This window comes from Rahnella sikkimica (genome assembly GCF_002951615.1).
GTDB classification, from domain to species: Bacteria; Pseudomonadota; Gammaproteobacteria; order Enterobacterales; family Enterobacteriaceae; genus Rahnella; species Rahnella sikkimica.
This window is the reverse complement of the sequence record NZ_CP019062.1, coordinates 2,110,793-2,128,890: the sequence shown is the minus strand read 5'-3', so window position 1 is coordinate 2,128,890 and position 18,098 is coordinate 2,110,793. Positions and strand designations below refer to the sequence as shown.

Genomic DNA, 18,098 nt, shown 5'->3' with positions numbered 1-18,098 from the left:
AAGCATCATTACTCAGGAGCACACTCAATTATGTTTAAGAACGCGTTTGCAAACCTTCAAAAGGTCGGTAAATCGCTAATGCTGCCAGTTTCCGTACTCCCAATCGCAGGTATCCTGCTGGGCGTCGGTTCTGCAAACTTTAGCTGGCTGCCAATGATCGTTTCCCATGTTATGGCCGAAGCCGGTGGTTCAGTCTTCGCTAACATGCCTCTGATTTTCGCTATCGGTGTTGCGTTAGGCTTCACCAATAACGACGGCGTATCTGCACTGGCATCAGTCGTTGCGTACGGCATCATGGTGAAAACCATGGCGGTTGTCGCACCTTTGGTTCTGCATTTGCCTGCAGAAGAAATCGCAGCCAAGCATCTGGCGGATACCGGCGTACTGGGCGGTATCATCTCCGGTGCGATTGCGGCCTACATGTTCAACCGTTTCTACCGCATCAGGCTGCCTGAATACCTGGGCTTCTTCGCGGGTAAACGTTTTGTTCCGATCATTTCTGGTCTGGCTGCCATTATTCTGGGTGTGGTCCTGTCCTTCATCTGGCCTCCAATCGGTACAGGTATCCAAACCTTCTCACAATGGGCTGCTTATCAGAACCCGGTCGTTGCGTTCGGTATCTACGGTGTGGTTGAACGTGCGCTGGTACCGTTTGGTCTGCACCACATCTGGAACGTTCCATTCCAGATGCAAATCGGTGAGTACGTGAACTCCGCCGGTCAGGTCTTCCACGGCGATATCCCACGTTACATGGCGGGTGACCCAACTGCAGGTAAACTGTCAGGTGGCTTCCTGTTCAAAATGTACGGTCTGCCAGCAGCCGCTGTGGCTATCTGGCACTCAGCGAAACCTGAGAACCGTGCAAAAGTCGGCGGCATTATGATCTCCGCTGCACTGACCGCGTTCCTGACCGGTATCACCGAGCCAATCGAATTCTCCTTCATGTTCGTGGCACCGATCCTGTATGTGATCCACGCCATTCTGGCCGGTCTGGCATTCCCAATCTGTATCCTGCTGGGTATGCGTGACGGTACCAGCTTCTCCCACGGTCTGATCGACTTCATCGTACTGAGCGGCAACAGCAGCAAAATCTGGCTGTTCCCAATCGTGGGTGCGGTGTATGCAGTGATTTACTACAGCATCTTCCGTTTCCTGATTGCTAAACTGGATCTGAAAACGCCAGGCCGTGAAGACACGACCAGCGAAACAACAACTCAGGGTGGTTCTGAAATGTCTGCTTCTCTGGTTCAGGCGTTCGGTGGTAAAGACAACATCACTAACCTCGATGCCTGTATCACCCGTCTGCGCGTCAGCGTAGCCGACGTCTCTAAAGTTGATCAGGCTGGCCTGAAAAAACTGGGTGCGGCAGGTGTGGTTGTGGCTGGTTCTGGTGTTCAGGCCATCTTCGGCACCAAGTCCGATAACCTGAAAACCGACATGGACGAGTACATGCGCAGCCATTAAGGGTGAGCACTGTCTGGTTCTGAGAGAGGAGGCTTCGGCCTCCTTTTTTCATGCCTGCGGTTTGATGATAAAGACAGCGCCGCCTTCGGGTGGCGTTTTCTGCGTCAATTAAGCATCAAAAAGCGTAATCAGGTTGAAAGGAATGGAAATTCTAACCCATACTGCGTACAACGCTTTTTACTTTGTTAAGGACAGTTAAGATGGCCGAAGAGACAATTTTCAGCAAAATTATTCGCCGTGAAATCCCTGCCGATGTGGTTTACCAGGATGAATTAGTCACAGCGTTCCGCGATATTTCTCCACAGGCGCCAAGCCATATTCTGATTATCCCGAATGTCCTGATCCCAACGATGAATGATGTTGATGCCAGTCACGAAGCGGCTCTCGGACGCATGATGACCGTGGCGGCGAAAATCGCCGAACAGGAAGGGATTGCAGAAAGCGGCTACCGTTTGATCGTCAACTGCAACCGCGACGCAGGGCAGGAGGTTTACCATATCCACATGCATCTGGTCGGTGGCCGTGCTTTGGGCCCGTTGCTGTCACATCAGTAAGGATAGACATGCGTTTATTGATGGCGTTATTGCCGGTGGTTTTGCTGATAGGTTGTAGCAGCAAGCCGGGCATTGCACTGAATAACCAGCAGCGCGTGGTGATGGAATCTCCTGTCCTGACGGCGGGAATTATCCCAGGTTCGCCATCAGTGTCGGATTCCGGCGGGCAGAAAAAAGCCACCAGCACACTCGATAACAACCAGCCACACCCTGTGACCTTACATTACCGTTTCTATTGGTACGATAAACAGGGGCTGGATTTACTTCCGGTCGCTGAATCGCGGACGGTGACGGTACCGGCAAACAGCCGCGTAACGATCAGTTCGCAGAACGGTAATCTTGATGCGTACAGCGTGCGTGTTTACCTCTATCTCTAATTTTTTGTACGGAGAAGGTTGATGAAAAAGTATTTCCTCATTGTGGCGATGGCCGCACTGATCCTGGGCGGCTGTACATTGCCAAACCAGAAGCAAACTCAGCCGCAGCAGCCGGAACAACCTCAGCAGCCGCAACAACCGCTGCCACCGGTTAATCCACCGGTTCCTGAGCAGCCACAGATTCAGCCTGTTCCCCAGCCGCCGAAACTGGCCAGCGTTGACTGGACCGCCACCGTTGAGCCGTTGCTGGCGAAAATGCTCAAAGCCAATGGCGTGCAGGCCGGCAGCGTTCTGCTGGTGGATGGCGTGAAAAACAGCACCAACGGCTCACTGCAAACGTCCAAAGCCACCGATGCCTTACGCAGCGCGCTGGCCAATAACACGACGTTCCAGGTGGTTCCGTCCGATCAGCTGGCGTCAGCCAAGCAGTCTCTCGGGTTATCACCGGATGACAGTCTCGCGTCCGTCAGCAAAGCCATCGGTCTGGCCAATATCGTGAAAGCGCAGTATGTGCTTTACAGCACGGTGAGCGGAGACGTGAAAGCGCCGACAATGTCGATGCGTTTGCTGACTGCGCCGAGCGGTGAAATTGTGTGGTCAGGTCGCGGTGCAGTCCAAAATTAAGGCTGAACTCAGGCCTGAAAATCAGCTTCAGCAGCTGATTGAGCAACATTATCCGGCGGTGAAAACCGCCGGTTTTCATTTGTCTCCCGTGGCGGGTCTGACGGGTCAAAGCTGGAAGATTGCTTCTCCGGCGGGCGATATGCTGGCGCGTCATCAGTCAGCGGAACGCCGAAACTCCGGTGTGGAAAGGCAACGTGAACATGCCATTTTGCGGCATATTGCGCGGCAGAGTTTGGGCCCTTGTGTCAGACTCAGTTCATCGCCGTGGTTGCTGGTGGAATGGATTGCAGGGACGCCGCTCAGTGATGCGGCGTTTGTTTCCACAGCGGGACAGAAAGCGGTAAGCCAGAGTTTGGCGAAACTGCACCGGCAGGCACTTTCTGGTTATCCGCTGGATTTGCACCGTCAGTTTGCTCGTTACTGGCAGCATGTTGACCCGCGCAGGCTGACGCCGCGCTGGCTGGCGTTACACCAGAAAATGATGCGACGGAAATTACCCGTGCCGCTGAAAATGGCGCTGCTTCATATGGATATCCACGCGGGAAACTTGCTGGAGACTGAGAAGGGTTTGCGGATCATTGACTGGGAATACGCCGCCGACGGCGATACTGCGCTGGAAATTGCGGCGCTGATCCGCGGAAATGGTTTAGACCTGTACCAGCAGGACGCGTTTATCCGTGAATATGCTGAGGCGGGCGGTTATCCGGATCTCTCCCTTTTCCGCCAGCAGATCAACCGCTGGTTGCCGTGGGTAGATTACCTGATGTTGCTGTGGTTTGAAGTCCGCTGGGCGCAGACCGCAGATAAGAAATACAGTGAATGGGCGCAGCCGCTGCGGGTCAGGCTGTTTGGCCGCGTCCATGATTAACATGTGAAAACTTAAAAGGAGCGCCATTTTGCTGGGACCTGTAATGCTGGATGTGGCTGGCTACGAGCTGGATGCCGAAGAACGTGAAATTTTGCAGCACCCGCTGGTTGGCGGGCTGATTCTGTTCACCCGAAACTACCATGATGTTGACCAGTTACATGAACTGATCCGCCAGATCCGCGCTGCATCGCACGACCGTCTGGTGCTGGCCGTGGACCAGGAAGGCGGTCGCGTGCAGCGTTTCCGCGACGGTTTCACCCGCCTGCCTGCCGCCCAGTCTTTTGCGGCGCTTAATCAGGCACACGAGGCCGGACGTCTGGCGCAGGAATCCGGCTGGCTGATGGCGTCTGAAATGATTGCGATGGATATCGATATCAGCTTCGCGCCAGTGCTGGACATCGGCCATATCAGCGCGGCCATCGGCGAACGTTCTTTTCACGCCGAACCGAAGAAAGCGCTCGACATGGCGGAGCAATATATTCTCGGTATGCATTCGGCGGGTATGAAAACTACCGGTAAACATTTCCCTGGGCACGGCGCAGTGACGGCGGATTCCCATAAAGAAACGCCGCGTGACGACCGTCCGCTGAACGTTATCCGTGACCACGACATGGAAATATTCCGCCAGCTGAATACGCGTAAATTGCTCGATGCCGTGATGCCTGCGCATGTGATTTATACTCAGGTAGATCCGCGTCCGGCCAGTGGTTCGCCGTACTGGTTGCAGGAAATCCTGCGTAAAGAGCTGAAATTCGACGGCGTGATCTTCTCCGACGATTTATCGATGGAAGGCGCGGCGATCATGGGCAGCTATGCCGAACGCGGGCAGGCTTCTCTCGACGCAGGTTGCGACATGATTCTGGTGTGCAATCACCGCGAAGGTGCCGTCAGCGTGCTGGATAACCTGTCGCCGGTCAAAGCTGAGCGTGTTGCACAGTTGTATCATCGGGGGCTGTACAGTGGAAAACAGGCCCGTCAGGACCTGATGAATTCAAGCCGCTGGAAACAGGCGAACCGTGAATTAACAACGCTTGATGCCCGCTGGCAGGAGCACAAACAGGCGACCCGTTAACATTTTTCAGTGGGTTTGAGGGTGTCAACGCACATTCAGGATGAGGTAAACGATGATTATCTATTTACATGGTTTCGATTCAACCAGTCCCGGTAACCACGAGAAAGTGCTGCAACTCCAGTTTATTGACCCGGACGTGCGCTTTATCAGTTACAGCACGCTGCACCCGCGTCATGACATGCAACATTTGCTGAAAGAAGTCGATAAAGTGCTGCATGAAACCACCGACAAACTGCCGCTGATCTGCGGAGTAGGGCTGGGCGGATTTTGGGCGGAACGCATCGGGTTTCTGTGCGGTATCCGTCAGGTGATGTTTAACCCGAATCTTTCGCCGCAAGAGAATATGGCCGGGAAAATTGACCGTCCGGAAGAGTACGAAGATATCGCCACCAAATGCATCAGTGATTTTCGCGAGAAGAACCGCGACCGTTGCCTGGTCATTTTGTCCCGTGAAGATGGTGTGCTCGACAGCAGCAAAACGGCGGAGAAATTGCACCATTATTATCCGGTTGAATGGGACGAACGCCAGACCCATAAATTCAAGGATATCTCGACCCATCTGCAACGTATCAAAGCTTTTAAAAATATCATTTGATTAACATTTACTGCTAAAAACCACTGCTATTGTGCGGTGGTTTTTTTATGTCTGAATCCGCCGTCAAATCGCTTTTTCCTCGCATGTCGGTACCTAACTCCCTGATTTAAAGAAGTCAAAATGCATGCCATTTGGCTAAGTCAAATTAATCAAATGAATTTAAATTGACCTATATCAATTTTGGTATGACCAAATCACCACGCATGATATCCTCCGTCAAAGATACCGATTTAACTTAAGCAACCCTATGTAATATAAGGATAATATTTTTACTCTTATATAACAATTGGTTCACATTTGAGGGGGTCATTTTGACATCACCAATGAAGAAAATTGTGATTATCGGCGGTGGCGCCGGCGGTTTGGAACTGGCTACCAGCCTGGGCCATAAACTTGGCCGCAAGAAAAAAGCGGAAATCATTCTGGTCGATCGTAACCACAGCCATTTATGGAAACCGCTGTTGCACGAAGTGGCAACCGGCAGCCTGGATGACGGAGTGGACGCGCTGAGCTATCTGGCGCATGCCCGCAACCACGGGTTCACTTTCCAGATTGGCTCGCTGACCGATATTGATCGTGAAAATCAGACCATCAAACTGGCTGAAATCCGTGATGAAAGCGGTGAGGTTCTGGTGCCCGTTCGTGATATCGCCTACGACCAACTGGTCATGGCGCTGGGCAGTACGTCGAACGACTTCGGTACGCCGGGCGTGAAAGACCACTGTATTTTCCTGGACAACCCGCATCAGGCGCACCGTTTCCATAACGAAATGCTGAACCTGTTCCTCAAATTCTCTGCCAGCGCTGACAAGCAGAAGAAAGTGAATATCGCGATTGTTGGCGGCGGCGCGACCGGCGTTGAGCTGTCTGCCGAGCTGCATAATGCGGTGAAACAGCTGCACAGCTATGGTTTTGAAGGGCTGGACAGCGATGCGCTGAACGTCACGCTGGTGGAAGCCGGTGAGCGTATTTTGCCTGCGCTGCCTCCGCGCATTTCCGGTGCGGCACATCAGGAACTGACCAAATTGGGCGTACGCGTTCTGACACAAACCATGGTCACCAGTGCAGATAAACACGGCCTGAACACCAAGTCTGGCGAATTCATCGACGCTGACCTGATGGTCTGGGCTGCCGGGATTAAAGCACCTGATTTCATGAAAGATATCGCGGGTCTGGAAACCAACCGAATCAACCAGCTGGTGGTCGAACCGACGCTGCAAACTACGCGTGACCCGAACATTTATGCCATCGGCGACTGCGCATCCTGCCCGCAGCCTTCCGGTGGTTTTGTGCCGCCGCGCGCGCAGTCAGCGCACCAGATGGCATCCCGCTGCTTCGCTAACATCATGGCGCAGCGCAATGGTCAGAGCCTGAAACCATACGTCTATAAAGACCACGGTTCACTGGTTTCTCTGTCGCGTTTCAGCACCGTCGGCAGCCTGATGGGGAACCTGATGCGTGGCTCGATGATGATCGAAGGGCGTATGGCGCGTCTGGTCTATGTCTCCCTGTACCGCATGCACCAGATCGCGCTGCACGGCTACATTAAAACCGGTCTGATGATGCTGGTCGGCGGGATTAACCGCGTGATCCGTCCGCGTCTGAAACTGCACTGATTCTGAACAGCTGGCTTTTTTTCTGAGCTGGCTGAATCGTTTCATACCTAAAAGCCTGTTTCTTACAGGCTTTTTCATTTTTATATCCTCAATACAGAAAGTATAAGATTCTGGCGTATTTAGTTTGTCAGCTAAGAATTCTCTGAAACACCCCATTACACCCTTCATACCTCTCACTTACAGATTCTGTCTTATTGTCCGCTTACGTTTCCTTGTGCAAACTTGACCTTAAGTTTACAGACGGCGATTCACGCACGCCGGTCCTCAGATGTGTTGCAGTCCGCTGAGGTGCCCCGGAACAGGGGCAATTGCGTGGTAACATTTTCGGAGGAAGTCCTGTGAACAAGTCAATGTTAGCTGGGGTCGGTATCGGAGTGGCTGCGGCGCTGGGCATTGCTGGCGTGGCGAGCATGAACGTCTTTTCATCGGGTCCGCAGTACGCGCAGGTTGTCAGCGCAACGCCCATTAAAGAGACCACCAAAACCCCGCGTCAGGAATGCCGTGATGTGACGGTCACTCACCGTCGCCCTGTGCAGGATGAACACCAGATCACCGGTTCCGTACTGGGTGCAGTGGCCGGTGGCGTGCTGGGACACCAGTTTGGCGGCGGTCGCGGACGTGATGTCGCAACGGTAGCTGGTGCGCTGGGTGGCGGTTACGCCGGTAACCGCGTTCAGAGCAGCATGCAGGAAAATGATACGTACACGACTCAGCAGCAACGTTGTAAAACCGTGTACGACAAATCGGACAAAACGCTCGGGTATGATGTGACCTACAAAATAGGCGATCAGCAAGGGAAAGTTCGTATGGACCACGATCCGGGCACTCAAATTCCGCTGGATAAAAGCGGTCAGTTGCAGCTTACCCGTTCGTAATTGGCGGTAAGTCCGACAAAAAAGCAGCCTGAGTTTCCCTCAGGCTGCTTTTTTTGTGCGCCGAAATCAGCCATTGGTTCAGGCAGCGGTGTTTTCCTGCGCGATTCCGTTCTTGTGTTTCACGATGTCGGCCATGACGGCCAGTGCGATTTCAGCCGGTGTTTTGCTACCTATGGCCAAACCCACCGGCGCGTGAAGCCGCGCGAAATCCTGCGCTGTAAAATCTGCAATTGTATGCAAGCGCTCACGTCGCCTGGCGCTGTTACGATGTGACCCCATCGCACCGATATAAAACGCCGGTGTATTAATGGCTTCCATCAGCGTCAGATCATCCATGCGCGGGTCGTGCGTCAGCGCCACAATCGCGGTATTGGCGTGGCAGCCTTGCTGTTCGAGATACCGCGCCGGAAACTGTTTTTCCAGCCGGATTTCCGGTTTCAGCGCGGACAAAAAGTTTTCCAGCACGTCTTCGCGGCATTCACAAATCACCACTTCAAAACCCAGCGCACAGGCAAAATCCGCGCAATACAGCGCGACGTTAGACAGCCCGGCGATCAGCAACTGTGGCGGGGCGGCCAGATGCAACGTCACGCAGTCGCCGTCGCGCATCACCTGAGTGGAATTGCGGTAAGTCGTCAGCGCCAGATGGTCGCAAGCCGCTGGCAATGTGAGCGATTTATCCAGCGCGTAATGCCCGGCCAGCGCTTTGCCCATTCTTTGCACATACTCACGGTTTCCGGCTGTAGCGGGCAGATATTCAATCAGTACGTCGAGTGAACCCCCGCACGGCAGCGCGATATTGGGCTTCAGGCCGCCTTCCCCATAACGCACAATCTGGCTGGCCTGCTGATATTCGCCTGACGCGATGCGTTGTAAAAAATCCTCTTCAACACAACCGCCGGACAGCGAACCACAATAGCGCCCGTCACTGGCGGCGACCATCAGCGCGCCGGGGGCTCGCGGGGAAGAACCGTAAGTCGTCAGCACGGTACACAGCCAGACCGGATGGCGTGTCAGCCAGTCGCTGGCCTGCGCAATGACCTGATTATCAAGATGTTGCATACACATTTCCGTTCGAAACACGCGCTGAAAGTTGGAAGGGCAGATCGATATCGCGGATCACCGCCTGATTATTAAAATCTAAACGCAGCATTTCATGGCCACGGAGCAGTTCGCGCGCACCCTGATCACCGCACAGTTGCAGCAGTTTTTCCCTGAGTGAGCGGGCAAAACCCACCGGATGCCCTGGTTCGTTTTGCCAGAAAGGACGCACAACAGCGGCGTGGCGCAAGGTGTCAGCCACGGCGATAAAAATCTCAGGTGTCACAAAAGGCATATCCGCAAGATGAATTAACCATCCATCCCAGTCCGGCGTATTCCTCACGCCTGCGGCAATGGACTCACCGGTTCCACCCGTTTCGGCCAGCGTCACCGGCACCTTCGCGCGTGCGCAACTGGCCTGAACCGGCAAATTATCCGGGCGGGTAATGACGTGAACCGGCATTCCGCTGGCCAGCGCATGCGCCAGCGTGGCGTCGAAAACTGTCGCAGAGTTTTCTGCTGTTTCCGTCATCACCGCATTGAGTTTATTGCCGGTGCCACCCGCCGCGATAAACCGGTTTCCTGAACCTGCGGCGAGAAGAAGAATACCTGTCATTTTGCTTCTGTTCCTTTTGTACGTTGTTTGCGCAACACAAATAATTATCCCACTTTTTTGCGCAAGTTTGTGAACGGAATATTAAAAATGTGTATTCAGTCATTACTTAAATCACTTTGAAAACCTATAATCGCCCGCGATAAGCGGTATTTATAGCATTTGTTGCAAGCTGTAAGTGTGCCGAAAAATAAGAAAGACAATAAGAAGCAAGGAAATTTATGAGCAATTTCAACCCGTCCAGACGGCGCTTTGTCAAAGGTGCTGTGATCGCTGGCGTCTCTGTTTATCTCGCCCCGTTACACAGCAAGGCCTACGCCGCGCTGTTTGAAGAGAAAATTCTCCAGTCACCACAATGGGATGCGAAAAACAAACGCGTCCGTTTCCGTATCGATGGTAAAGCGAAGGTTATGGGGCAAAAAGTCTTTGCCCGCGATATCCGCGCCAGAGATATGCCACACTGGCCGCAAAAACAGGCCCATGCTTTCATCCTGCGTGTGACGCAGGCTGACCGTGTTTATTCTGGGCTCGATTTATCATTGCTCGGCGATGATTTACAGCCGGATCAAATGGTTACAGCCGACGTGCTGGCGCGCGACGGTCTGGCGTTCCCCACGTTCTACGGCGAAGATATGCTGCTGCCGGAAGGCAAAACACCGGCCTATCTCGGACAGGCCGTGGCAATTCTGGTCTATCAGGATTTCGCCAAATTCCGTTTCGCTAAAAATGCCCTGAAATTCAAAGATGGCGTGGTGCGTTACGGCGAAAAAACCGGGCCGCTGGAACGCGATCCGTGGGGGACTTTCCGCTTTGTCCGCGTCGGGGGTGAAACCGCGTATGAAGACGATACGTTCTCCAGCCTGAAAGATATGCCCGTGTTCCCGGTGGGGATGCGCAAACATCTGCCGGTCTGGCCCGAAGGGCGCGAAGGCGGCAAGCTGGACGAGCAGGGGATGTTCTATGCCGGTGAAATGGCCGACGAACTGAAAATGCCACCGCCGGGCTGGCTGGTAATGTCACGCCGTTTCACCACACAATCGGTCGATACGTCCGCGCTTGAACCGGATAACGCCAACGGCTGGTATGACGCCGCCTCGCAAACGCTGCATATGGTGGTGCCAACGCAGTCGCCGCAGGAAGTGGCTGACGAAATGCCGCGCATGATGGCAAAAGGTCACCGCACGGTGAAAACGCTGATCCTGCATCCCTGTTATACCGTTGGTTACGGTTCTAAAGATCACTATAACTTCCCGTACTATGGCGCAGTGGCGGCGATGTACGGCGACGGCGCACCGGTACGTCTGGCGAACGACCGCTTCGAACAGTTCCAGTCTTCACTCAAGCGCCACGCGTTTGACATGAATTACGATATTGCTGTGAACCGCGAAACCGGCATGCTCCAGTCATTCCACGCGGCCTTGACCGCAGACGGCGGCGGGCGCAGCAACTTTACGCCATCCGTTGTGATGGTCGGCGCAACTGCTGCGCAGTCGATTTACTACTTCCCGAAAAGTGATTTGTCCGCCGTCGGGCTGGCTTCCCGGGCGCTGGATGCTGGTTCCGCACGCGGTTACGGCACGCTGCAAAGCATGGCCGCCACCGAAATGATGATGGATGAACTGGCCGCTGAACTGAAGCTGGATCCCATCGCATTCCGCCTGCGCAATGTCCTGAAATCAGGCATGAAAAACACCCAGGGCGCGATTCCGGCGGGCGCAATCCGCGCGGACGAAGTTCTGGAGAAAGCCGCCGTTCATCCGTTATGGACAGAGCGTCACAAGCGCAAGGCAGACTTTGAAAGCCAGAATCCGGGCAAGCGTTACGGCGTCGGTTTTGGCTGTGTGCAGAAAGATTTCGGCACCGGTGCAGAAACCTCTTTTGCCCGCGTGGAAGTCAGTGAAAACGGGCAAATCAGCCTGTGGCACAGCGGGGCCGAAATGGGCACCGGAATGTCCACGTCGCAGTCCGTGTTATGCGCCGAATGGCTGGGAAAACCGGCTGAACAGGCACATTTCTCAATAACTGACTGGTCGGTACTGCCGGTGGAAACCAGCGGCGATCCGTACATTATGTCGCAGGAAGAACAGGACAAACTGCAAACTAACCCGCGCTGGTCGCCGTCCTACTGCTCGCCGTCCAGCGCCAGTAACTCGGCCTATTACTTCTCACACAGCACCCGCGAAGCGGCGCGCCTGATCTTCGACCACGGCCTGTGGCCTGCGGCGATGGCAATCTGGCAAACCGGCATTGGTGGCGGACAGGCTGCGCCGTACATCGTGCGCAAAGAAGATGCGCGCTGGGTGGATGGCGGCCTGACGGCTAACGGAATGCAAATTCTCAGCCTCGAAACGCTGGCGAAAAAAGCCTATGAAATGAAAGGCCTGACCGGTGCGACCGTTCACGTCTTCAACCGCTGGCAGTGGGCCGAAGCTGATTTCACGCTGAACAATACCCGCCAGCGCGTGCCTGTCGACGGGATGTCCGTGCGTGAGGGCGCGGGCGAATACCAGACGCTCAACCGCGACGCCGTCTATTACCCGCCTACACAGCGTAATAACGCGTCGGTGACCTATTACAGCGCGGTCGGCACGCTGGCCGAAATCGCGGTGGAAATCGCAACCGGTAAAGTTGAGTTGCTGACGCACCATTCGATTATGGAGTGCGGCAATCTGATCGTCCCTGAACTGGTTTCCGGCCAGTTACAGGGCGGACTGGCGATGGGTATCGGCCACGCATTGCACGAGTATTTGCCTCTGTACGAAGACGGGCCGGGCAACGGAACCTGGAACTTCAACCGATACCACTTGCCGCGTGCCAGCGACGTCGCTGTCTGGAAACAAACCAGCGACATCCTGCCTGCGCTGTCGGAAACCGATCCGCCGAAAGGCATGGCTGAAGTGGTGATGATCCCGGTCGTCGCCGCGCTGGTTAACGCCATCGCCCATGCCACCGGCCACCGTTTCCGTGATTTGCCCGTCCGTGCTGAAAATATTCGTGAGGTTTTACAATGAGCATCAAAACGCAGCCTTTAGCGCTGACTATCAACAATCAACATTACGGCCCGCTGGACGTTCCTGAAGGCCTGATGATGATCGATTTTCTTCACGAATACGTGGCGCTGACCGGTTCTCGTCTTGGCTGCGGGCAGGGGATTTGTCACGCCTGCGTGGCGATTGTCGACCATGAAAGCGGCACCAGCGAAGAAGTGCGCACCTGCATTACCGGCGCACATTTCTTTAACGGCAAAAAAGTGCGTACCGTCGAAGGCCACGCTAAAACCGATGACAAAGGCGACGTCACGCTGTCGCCGGTTCAGCAGGCGTTTTTGGAGCATTACAGTTTCCAGTGCGGTTACTGTACGCCGGGCTTTGTGAATGCGGCAACGTTGCTGCTTGAGCGTCTGGAAAAAAATCCAATCGCACTGAATGAGCTGGAAGGGGCGATTGAAGCGGCGCTGGAAAATCACATCTGCCGCTGCACCGGTTATGTGCGGTATTACGAAGCGGTGCGTGATGTCGTGATGAAAACACCAGGCCTGATCCGGGAGCACGCGTGATGAAAAAACGTCTTTTTCTCCTGCTGCTGGCGGTGATTATTATCGTCGTGGCGGTGCTCTGGTGGCGTGAAAACCGCACGCTGGATGCACCGGTGCAAAAAGTTACGGTGGACACGGCACAGATCGAACGTGGTCGTTATCTGGTTCAGGCGTCCGATTGCGCCGCGTGCCATACCGCGTCCGGCGGCGCACCGCTGGCGGGCGGGTATCCGCTGGAAACGCCTTTCGGCAAAATCTTTGGCAGCAACCTGACGCCGTCCGCAGACGATGGCATCGGCCGCTGGACGTCGGATGATTTCTATCTGGCGCTGACCCAAGGCGTTGCGCCGGGCGGACGTCATCTGTATCCGGCGATGCCTTACACCTCGTATAAAGGCGTGACCCGCAAGGATTCTGACGACATGTACGCATTTCTGATGACGCGTCCGGCGGTGAATCAGCCGGTACCGGAAAACGAAATGCCGTTCCCGTTCAACCAGCGCATGGCGATGATCGGCTGGAATCTGTTGTTCCGTACCGCCGATCCGATCCCAGCCAGTTCGCAAGGTAATTCTGCTGACTGGCAGCGCGGGCAATATCTGACGGACGTGCTCGGCCACTGCGGCGAATGTCATACGCCACGCGGCGCGCTGGGGCAGATGCATACTGATAACAATCTGAAAGGCGGAACGCTGGGGCGGATCACTGCGCCGGATATCACCCCGCAGGCACTGGCGCAGCGTGGTTGGAACCCCGCAGATCTCAGCCGTTTTCTCGCCACAGGCATCGCCCCGCAGGGATCGGCGTTTGATGAAATGCATAAAGTGGTCGATCTCAGCACCCGTCATCTCACCGAAGACGATCACCGCGCGATCGTGACTTATCTGCTGGGCGATAAACCGCCCGCGGCTGTCCCGGTGGCTATCGGGCAGGGCGGCAATAACGCCGGACGGATCACCTATCTGGATCAGTGTTCCGGCTGCCATATGGCTGACGGCTCCGGCAAACCGCACGTTGCTGTGGCGATGCAAAACAACGCAACGCTGCGTCAGCCTGATGGCCGTAACCTGATTGTTTCCGTGCTGGAAGGCTTACCGGCGCAGGAATTCCCGAATGGCGAAAGCATGCAATCAATGCCGGGCTTTGCGGAACGGCTGAACGACGCGCAGATTGCCGAAATGGTGAACTACCTGCGCGTAACGTTCGGCGGATTGCCGGGCGATATCACGCCAGAGCAGGTAAAAGCGCTGCGTAAACCGTAATATAACGCGCTGTCAAAACATAAAAAAAGCCCGGTGAAGGGGATATTCACCGGGCTTTTTTTATTATATGACGATAGTCGTCAGATCAAATGCTCTGCAAACTCCCCGAGCATGTCGCCGACAAACTTCAGGCGTTTTGGCCGGTCAGTGAGATCGAGCATAAACTTCAGTTTGGTCGGACCATCAAGACGATAAACCTGTGGCTGTTTCTGCAGAAGGCCAATCAGGAAGCCCGGATCCACGCGGTTTTTATCGCCAAACTCAATGAATCCGCCACGCTCGTTGCCTTCAATACGTTTGATGCCCAGCGTTTTCGCGTTCAGGCGCAGCACGGCAATCTGCAACAGATTACGCGCAGCGTCCGGCAGCGTGCCGAAACGGTCAATCAGCTCGACGCGCAGTTCATCCAGCTCGCCTTCGGTTTTGGCACTGGCGATACGCTTGTACAGCGACAGACGCGTGTTGACGTCAGGAATGAAATCTTCCGGCAACAGCGCAGGCATGCGCATTTCCACTTCGGTCTGGCTGGTGGTCAGATCTTCCAGCGACGGCTCGCGGCCTTCTTTCAGGGCTTCGACGGCGTTTTCCAGCAGTTCCATGTACAGCGAGAAGCCGATACTGGTCATCTGCCCGCTCTGGCCTTCGCCGAGCAGTTCACCGGCACCGCGGATTTCCAGGTCGTGCGTTGCCAGCGCGAAACCGGCACCCAGATCTTCGAGCGACGCGATGGCTTCCAGGCGTTTATGCGCATCCGTTGACATCGCTTTGGGCGGCGGCGTCAGCAAATAGGCATACGCCTGATGATGCGAACGCCCGACGCGGCCACGCAACTGATGCAACTGCGCCAGCCCGAAGTGGTCTGCGCGCTCAATAATGATGGTGTTCGCCGTCGGAATATCGATACCGGTTTCAATGATTGTGGTACACACCAGCACGTTGAAACGCTGATGGTGGAAATCATTCATCACGCGTTCGAGGTCGCGTTCGCGCATCTGGCCGTGGCCGATGGCAATACGTGCTTCCGGCACCAGCTCCGCCAGACGTTGCGTGGCTTTTTCGATATTTTCAACATCGTTAAATAAGTAGTAAACCTGCCCGCCGCGCAGAATTTCACGCAGGATGGCTTCCCGAATGACCAGACTGTCGTACTCACGCACGAAGGTTTTGACCGCCATACGGCGCGCCGGTGGTGTGGCAATAATCGACAAATCTCGCATCCCGCTCATCGCCATATTCAGCGTGCGCGGAATCGGCGTGGCGGTCAGGGTCAGAATATCGACGTCCGCGCGCATCGCCTTGATACGCTCTTTATGACGCACGCCGAAGCGGTGTTCTTCATCGACAATCAGCAGGCCGAGGTCTTTCCAGCGCAAATCGGTTTGCAGCAATTTATGCGTACCGATAATGATGTCGACTTTGCCTTCTACGGCATCGGCAAGCACCACATTTTGTTCTTTGGCGCTGCGGAAACGGGACATCATTTCAATGCGCACTGGCCAGCTGGCGAAGCGGTCGCGGAAGTTATCGAAATGCTGTTGCGCCAGCAGCGTGGTGGGCACCAGAACCGCGACCTGTTTGTTGTTCGAGACCGCGAGGAAGGCCGCGCGCATTGCCACTTCGGTTTTACCAAAGCCCACATCACCGCACACCAGACGATCCATCGCCAGCGGCTGCGTCATATCCGTGAGAACGGCGTTGATGGCCTGCGCCTGATCTGGTGTGGTTTCAAACGGAAACGCCTGACAGAACAACTGGTATTGCTCTTTATCATGTTTGAAGGCAAAACCGGTTTTGGCTTCGCGCTGGGCGTAGATATCCAGCAGCTCAGCCGCTACGTCGCGCACTTTCTCAGCGGCTTTCTGACGGGCTTTCGACCAGGCTTCACCGCCCAGTTTATGCAGCGGCGCACTTTCATCCGCGCCACCGGCGTAACGGCTGATCAGATGCAGGGAAGACACCGGAACGTACAGTTTGTCTTCACCGGCGTAGGTCAGAACCAGGTATTCAGCGGTAATGCCGCCGGTTTCCAGCGTGGTCAGGCCAAGATAGCGGCCCACGCCGTGCTCGACGTGAACCACCGGCTGACCGGGGCGCAGTTCGGCAAGGTTGCGGATCAGCGTGTCGGTGTTAATCGAGCGTCGGTTGTCCTGACGACGACGCGCCACGCGCTCACCGAGCAAATCACTTTCACAAATCAGCGCCAGCTGTTTATCCGCATCAAGAAAACCGCGTTCACACGCCCCGATCATGATGTAGCGACCGGTGGTTTCGGCGTCTTCAATGCGGGTAATCAGCGTCGGCATCAGCTTGATGCGTGCCAGTAAATCTTGCAGCGTTTCGCGGCGGCCTTCACTTTCCACCGAGAACACCAGACTGCCCGCGAACGATTCATTGAACCGGCGCAGGTTATCCATCGGCGCTTTGTTTTGCGGCTGAACGGATAAATCTGGCAGTTTTTCGTAGCTCAGGTTGGTGTTGGCGGCTTTCTTCGGCAGCGAATCGGTACGCAACTGGACGCGCGGCCAGGCTTTGAGTTCGGCGTGCAGCGCATCAACGCGCAACCAGAGATTTTCCGGTTCGAGCAGCGGACGCATCGGATCCACGCGACGGCTTTCGTAACGCTGGCAGGTATCCTGCCAGAAACGCTCGGCTGCGGCTTCCAGATCGCCGGTATTGAGCACCAGCGTGTTTTCCGGCAAATAGCTGAACAGCGTGGTCAGCGGCTGGCTGAAAAACAGCGGCTGCCAGTATTCGATACCCGCAGGGAACGTGCCTTTGCTGACCTGCTGGTAAACGTGCTCGGCGTCGCGACGCACCTCGAATTTCTCGCGCCACTGGCTGCGGAACAGTTCGATGGCATTTTTGTCGGTCGGGAATTCGTGCGCGGGCAGCAGATTAATGTGGTCGACTTCCGTCAGCGTGCGCTGCGTGTCCACGTCAAAAATGCGCAGGCTGTCGATTTCATCGTCGAAGAAATCGATGCGGTACGGCTCTTCGCTGCCCATCGGGTACAAGTCGAGCAGGGCACCACGGGTGGCAAATTCACCGTGTTCCATCACCTGATCGACGCTGCGGTAACCGGCCTGTTCCAGCTGTGACCGCAGTTTATCGCGCGAAAGCTGCTGGCCTTTTTTCATGACCAGCGCATGGCCGTGCAGGAATTCATGCGGACAAACCCGCTGCATCAGCGTATTCACCGGCAGAATGATAATGCCGCGTTCCATAGTCGGAAGCTGGTACAAGCTGGAAAGACGCGACGAAATGATTTCCTGATGCGGCGAGAAACTGTCGTAAGGCAGCGTTTCCCAGTCCGAAATACTCAGGACTTTATGATCGGTAAATTGTTGAATTTCATCGCGCAGGCGCAGGGCATTTTGCATATCCGGCGCAATCAGCAGGATCGGGCCCGCGTGGCGTTCGCTGATTTGGGCGCATTCAAGCGCGCAGGCGGAGCCGGTAAGCTGCCCTAACTGGCGGGTATCGCCCGGGCGTTCAGGCAGCGAATAACGATAATCTTGAGACATAGGCTGTTTTGCGTTCTCGTTTTTGGCGGCTGTCGGAGGCCAATTAGCAGACCGTATCTTGCTTTGCAGAGGTAATCG

General features: G+C 55.2%; 15 protein-coding genes. 12 read left to right on the top strand and 3 right to left on the bottom strand.

From position 1 onward, the window contains the following. Positions 1-30: 30 nt before the first annotated feature. The 9 genes from ptsG (at position 31) to BV494_RS09690 (ending at position 8,045) form a co-directional block, all read left to right on the top strand. Positions 31-1,464, top strand: coding sequence for a PTS glucose transporter subunit IIBC (gene ptsG / locus BV494_RS09730; protein WP_104922694.1), 1,434 nt, complete (start codon positions 31-33; stop codon positions 1,462-1,464). A gap of 200 nt (positions 1,465-1,664) precedes the next feature. Beyond that, positions 1,665-2,018, top strand: coding sequence for a purine nucleoside phosphoramidase (gene hinT / locus BV494_RS09725; protein ID WP_104922693.1), 354 nt, complete (start codon positions 1,665-1,667; stop codon positions 2,016-2,018). An 8-nt stretch (positions 2,019-2,026) separates the two neighbouring features. After that, a complete protein-coding gene (locus tag BV494_RS09720; protein WP_104922692.1) occupies positions 2,027-2,395 on the top strand; it encodes a YcfL family putative periplasmic lipoprotein in 369 nt (122 codons plus the stop codon). Positions 2,396-2,416: 21 nt separating this feature from the next. Continuing rightward, on the top strand, positions 2,417-3,019 hold the full coding sequence (lpoB, locus tag BV494_RS09715) for a penicillin-binding protein activator LpoB (RefSeq protein WP_104922691.1): 603 nt from the start codon (positions 2,417-2,419) through the stop codon (positions 3,017-3,019). Then, positions 3,003-3,887 (top strand): phosphotransferase, encoded by an 885-nt coding sequence (locus BV494_RS09710; protein ID WP_104922690.1) that lies wholly within the window; start codon positions 3,003-3,005, stop codon positions 3,885-3,887. The genes lpoB and BV494_RS09710 overlap by 17 nt, the downstream gene beginning before the upstream one ends. A 31-nt stretch (positions 3,888-3,918) precedes the next feature. Further along, positions 3,919-4,959 carry a beta-N-acetylhexosaminidase gene (gene nagZ / locus BV494_RS09705; protein WP_226790078.1) on the top strand — a complete coding sequence of 347 codons (1,041 nt, stop codon included), beginning with the start codon at positions 3,919-3,921 and terminating at the stop codon, positions 4,957-4,959. 52 nt (positions 4,960-5,011) lie between these two features. Further along, positions 5,012-5,554 (top strand): alpha/beta hydrolase YcfP, encoded by a 543-nt coding sequence (ycfP, locus tag BV494_RS09700; RefSeq protein WP_104922688.1) that lies wholly within the window; start codon positions 5,012-5,014, stop codon positions 5,552-5,554. A 311-nt stretch (positions 5,555-5,865) separates the two neighbouring features. Continuing rightward, positions 5,866-7,170, top strand: a complete 1,305-nt coding sequence (locus tag BV494_RS09695) for an NAD(P)/FAD-dependent oxidoreductase (RefSeq protein WP_104922687.1) — start codon at positions 5,866-5,868, stop codon at positions 7,168-7,170. A gap of 338 nt (positions 7,171-7,508) precedes the next feature. Then, positions 7,509-8,045, top strand: coding sequence for a glycine zipper 2TM domain-containing protein (locus BV494_RS09690; protein ID WP_101077180.1), 537 nt, complete (start codon positions 7,509-7,511; stop codon positions 8,043-8,045). Between the two features lie 78 nt (positions 8,046-8,123). Here BV494_RS09690 and BV494_RS09685 read toward each other — a convergent pair whose 3' ends face one another. Further along, entirely contained in the window at positions 8,124-9,107 is a 984-nt protein-coding gene (locus BV494_RS09685) for an XdhC family protein (RefSeq protein WP_104922686.1), read from the bottom strand. Then, positions 9,094-9,702, bottom strand: coding sequence for a nucleotidyltransferase family protein (locus tag BV494_RS09680; RefSeq protein WP_104922685.1), 609 nt, complete (start codon positions 9,700-9,702; stop codon positions 9,094-9,096). The genes BV494_RS09685 and BV494_RS09680 overlap by 14 nt, the downstream gene beginning before the upstream one ends. 218 nt (positions 9,703-9,920) lie before the next feature. Here BV494_RS09680 and BV494_RS09675 point away from each other — a divergent pair, with 218 nt between their 5' ends. From BV494_RS09675 to BV494_RS09665, 3 genes are read left to right on the top strand one after another with little or no spacing between them, the layout of a single operon-like run. Further along, positions 9,921-12,710 (top strand): xanthine dehydrogenase family protein molybdopterin-binding subunit, encoded by a 2,790-nt coding sequence (locus BV494_RS09675; protein ID WP_104922684.1) that lies wholly within the window; start codon positions 9,921-9,923, stop codon positions 12,708-12,710. Then, complete coding sequence (locus BV494_RS09670) at positions 12,707-13,255, top strand: (2Fe-2S)-binding protein (RefSeq protein ID WP_104922683.1); 549 nt, start codon at positions 12,707-12,709, stop codon at positions 13,253-13,255. The genes BV494_RS09675 and BV494_RS09670 overlap by 4 nt, the downstream gene beginning before the upstream one ends. Next, complete coding sequence (locus BV494_RS09665) at positions 13,255-14,496, top strand: cytochrome c (protein WP_104922682.1); 1,242 nt, start codon at positions 13,255-13,257, stop codon at positions 14,494-14,496. The genes BV494_RS09670 and BV494_RS09665 overlap by 1 nt, the downstream gene beginning before the upstream one ends. A gap of 80 nt (positions 14,497-14,576) precedes the next feature. On the opposite strand, the gene mfd is transcribed toward BV494_RS09665, so the two are convergent. Then, entirely contained in the window at positions 14,577-18,020 is a 3,444-nt protein-coding gene (gene mfd / locus BV494_RS09660) for a transcription-repair coupling factor (RefSeq protein ID WP_104922681.1), read from the bottom strand. Positions 18,021-18,098 lie beyond the last annotated feature (78 nt).

What these genes read in the sequence shown, in the direction of transcription:
- lpoB (WP_104922691.1), top strand. Translation starts at nt 2,417, where the DNA reads ATGAAAAAGTATTTCCTCATTGTGGCGATGGCCGCACTGATCCTGGGC.
- BV494_RS09685 (WP_104922686.1), bottom strand. Translation starts at nt 9,107, where the DNA reads ATGCAACATCTTGATAATCAGGTCATTGCGCAGGCCAGCGACTGGCTG.
- BV494_RS09720 (WP_104922692.1), top strand. Translation starts at nt 2,027, where the DNA reads ATGCGTTTATTGATGGCGTTATTGCCGGTGGTTTTGCTGATAGGTTGT.
- BV494_RS09670 (WP_104922683.1), top strand. Translation starts at nt 12,707, where the DNA reads ATGAGCATCAAAACGCAGCCTTTAGCGCTGACTATCAACAATCAACAT.
- BV494_RS09680 (WP_104922685.1), bottom strand. Translation starts at nt 9,702, where the DNA reads ATGACAGGTATTCTTCTTCTCGCCGCAGGTTCAGGAAACCGGTTTATC.
- BV494_RS09665 (WP_104922682.1), top strand. Translation starts at nt 13,255, where the DNA reads ATGAAAAAACGTCTTTTTCTCCTGCTGCTGGCGGTGATTATTATCGTC.
- hinT (WP_104922693.1), top strand. Translation starts at nt 1,665, where the DNA reads ATGGCCGAAGAGACAATTTTCAGCAAAATTATTCGCCGTGAAATCCCT.
- mfd (WP_104922681.1), bottom strand. Translation starts at nt 18,020, where the DNA reads ATGTCTCAAGATTATCGTTATTCGCTGCCTGAACGCCCGGGCGATACC.
- BV494_RS09675 (WP_104922684.1), top strand. Translation starts at nt 9,921, where the DNA reads ATGAGCAATTTCAACCCGTCCAGACGGCGCTTTGTCAAAGGTGCTGTG.
- ptsG (WP_104922694.1), top strand. Translation starts at nt 31, where the DNA reads ATGTTTAAGAACGCGTTTGCAAACCTTCAAAAGGTCGGTAAATCGCTA.
- ycfP (WP_104922688.1), top strand. Translation starts at nt 5,012, where the DNA reads ATGATTATCTATTTACATGGTTTCGATTCAACCAGTCCCGGTAACCAC.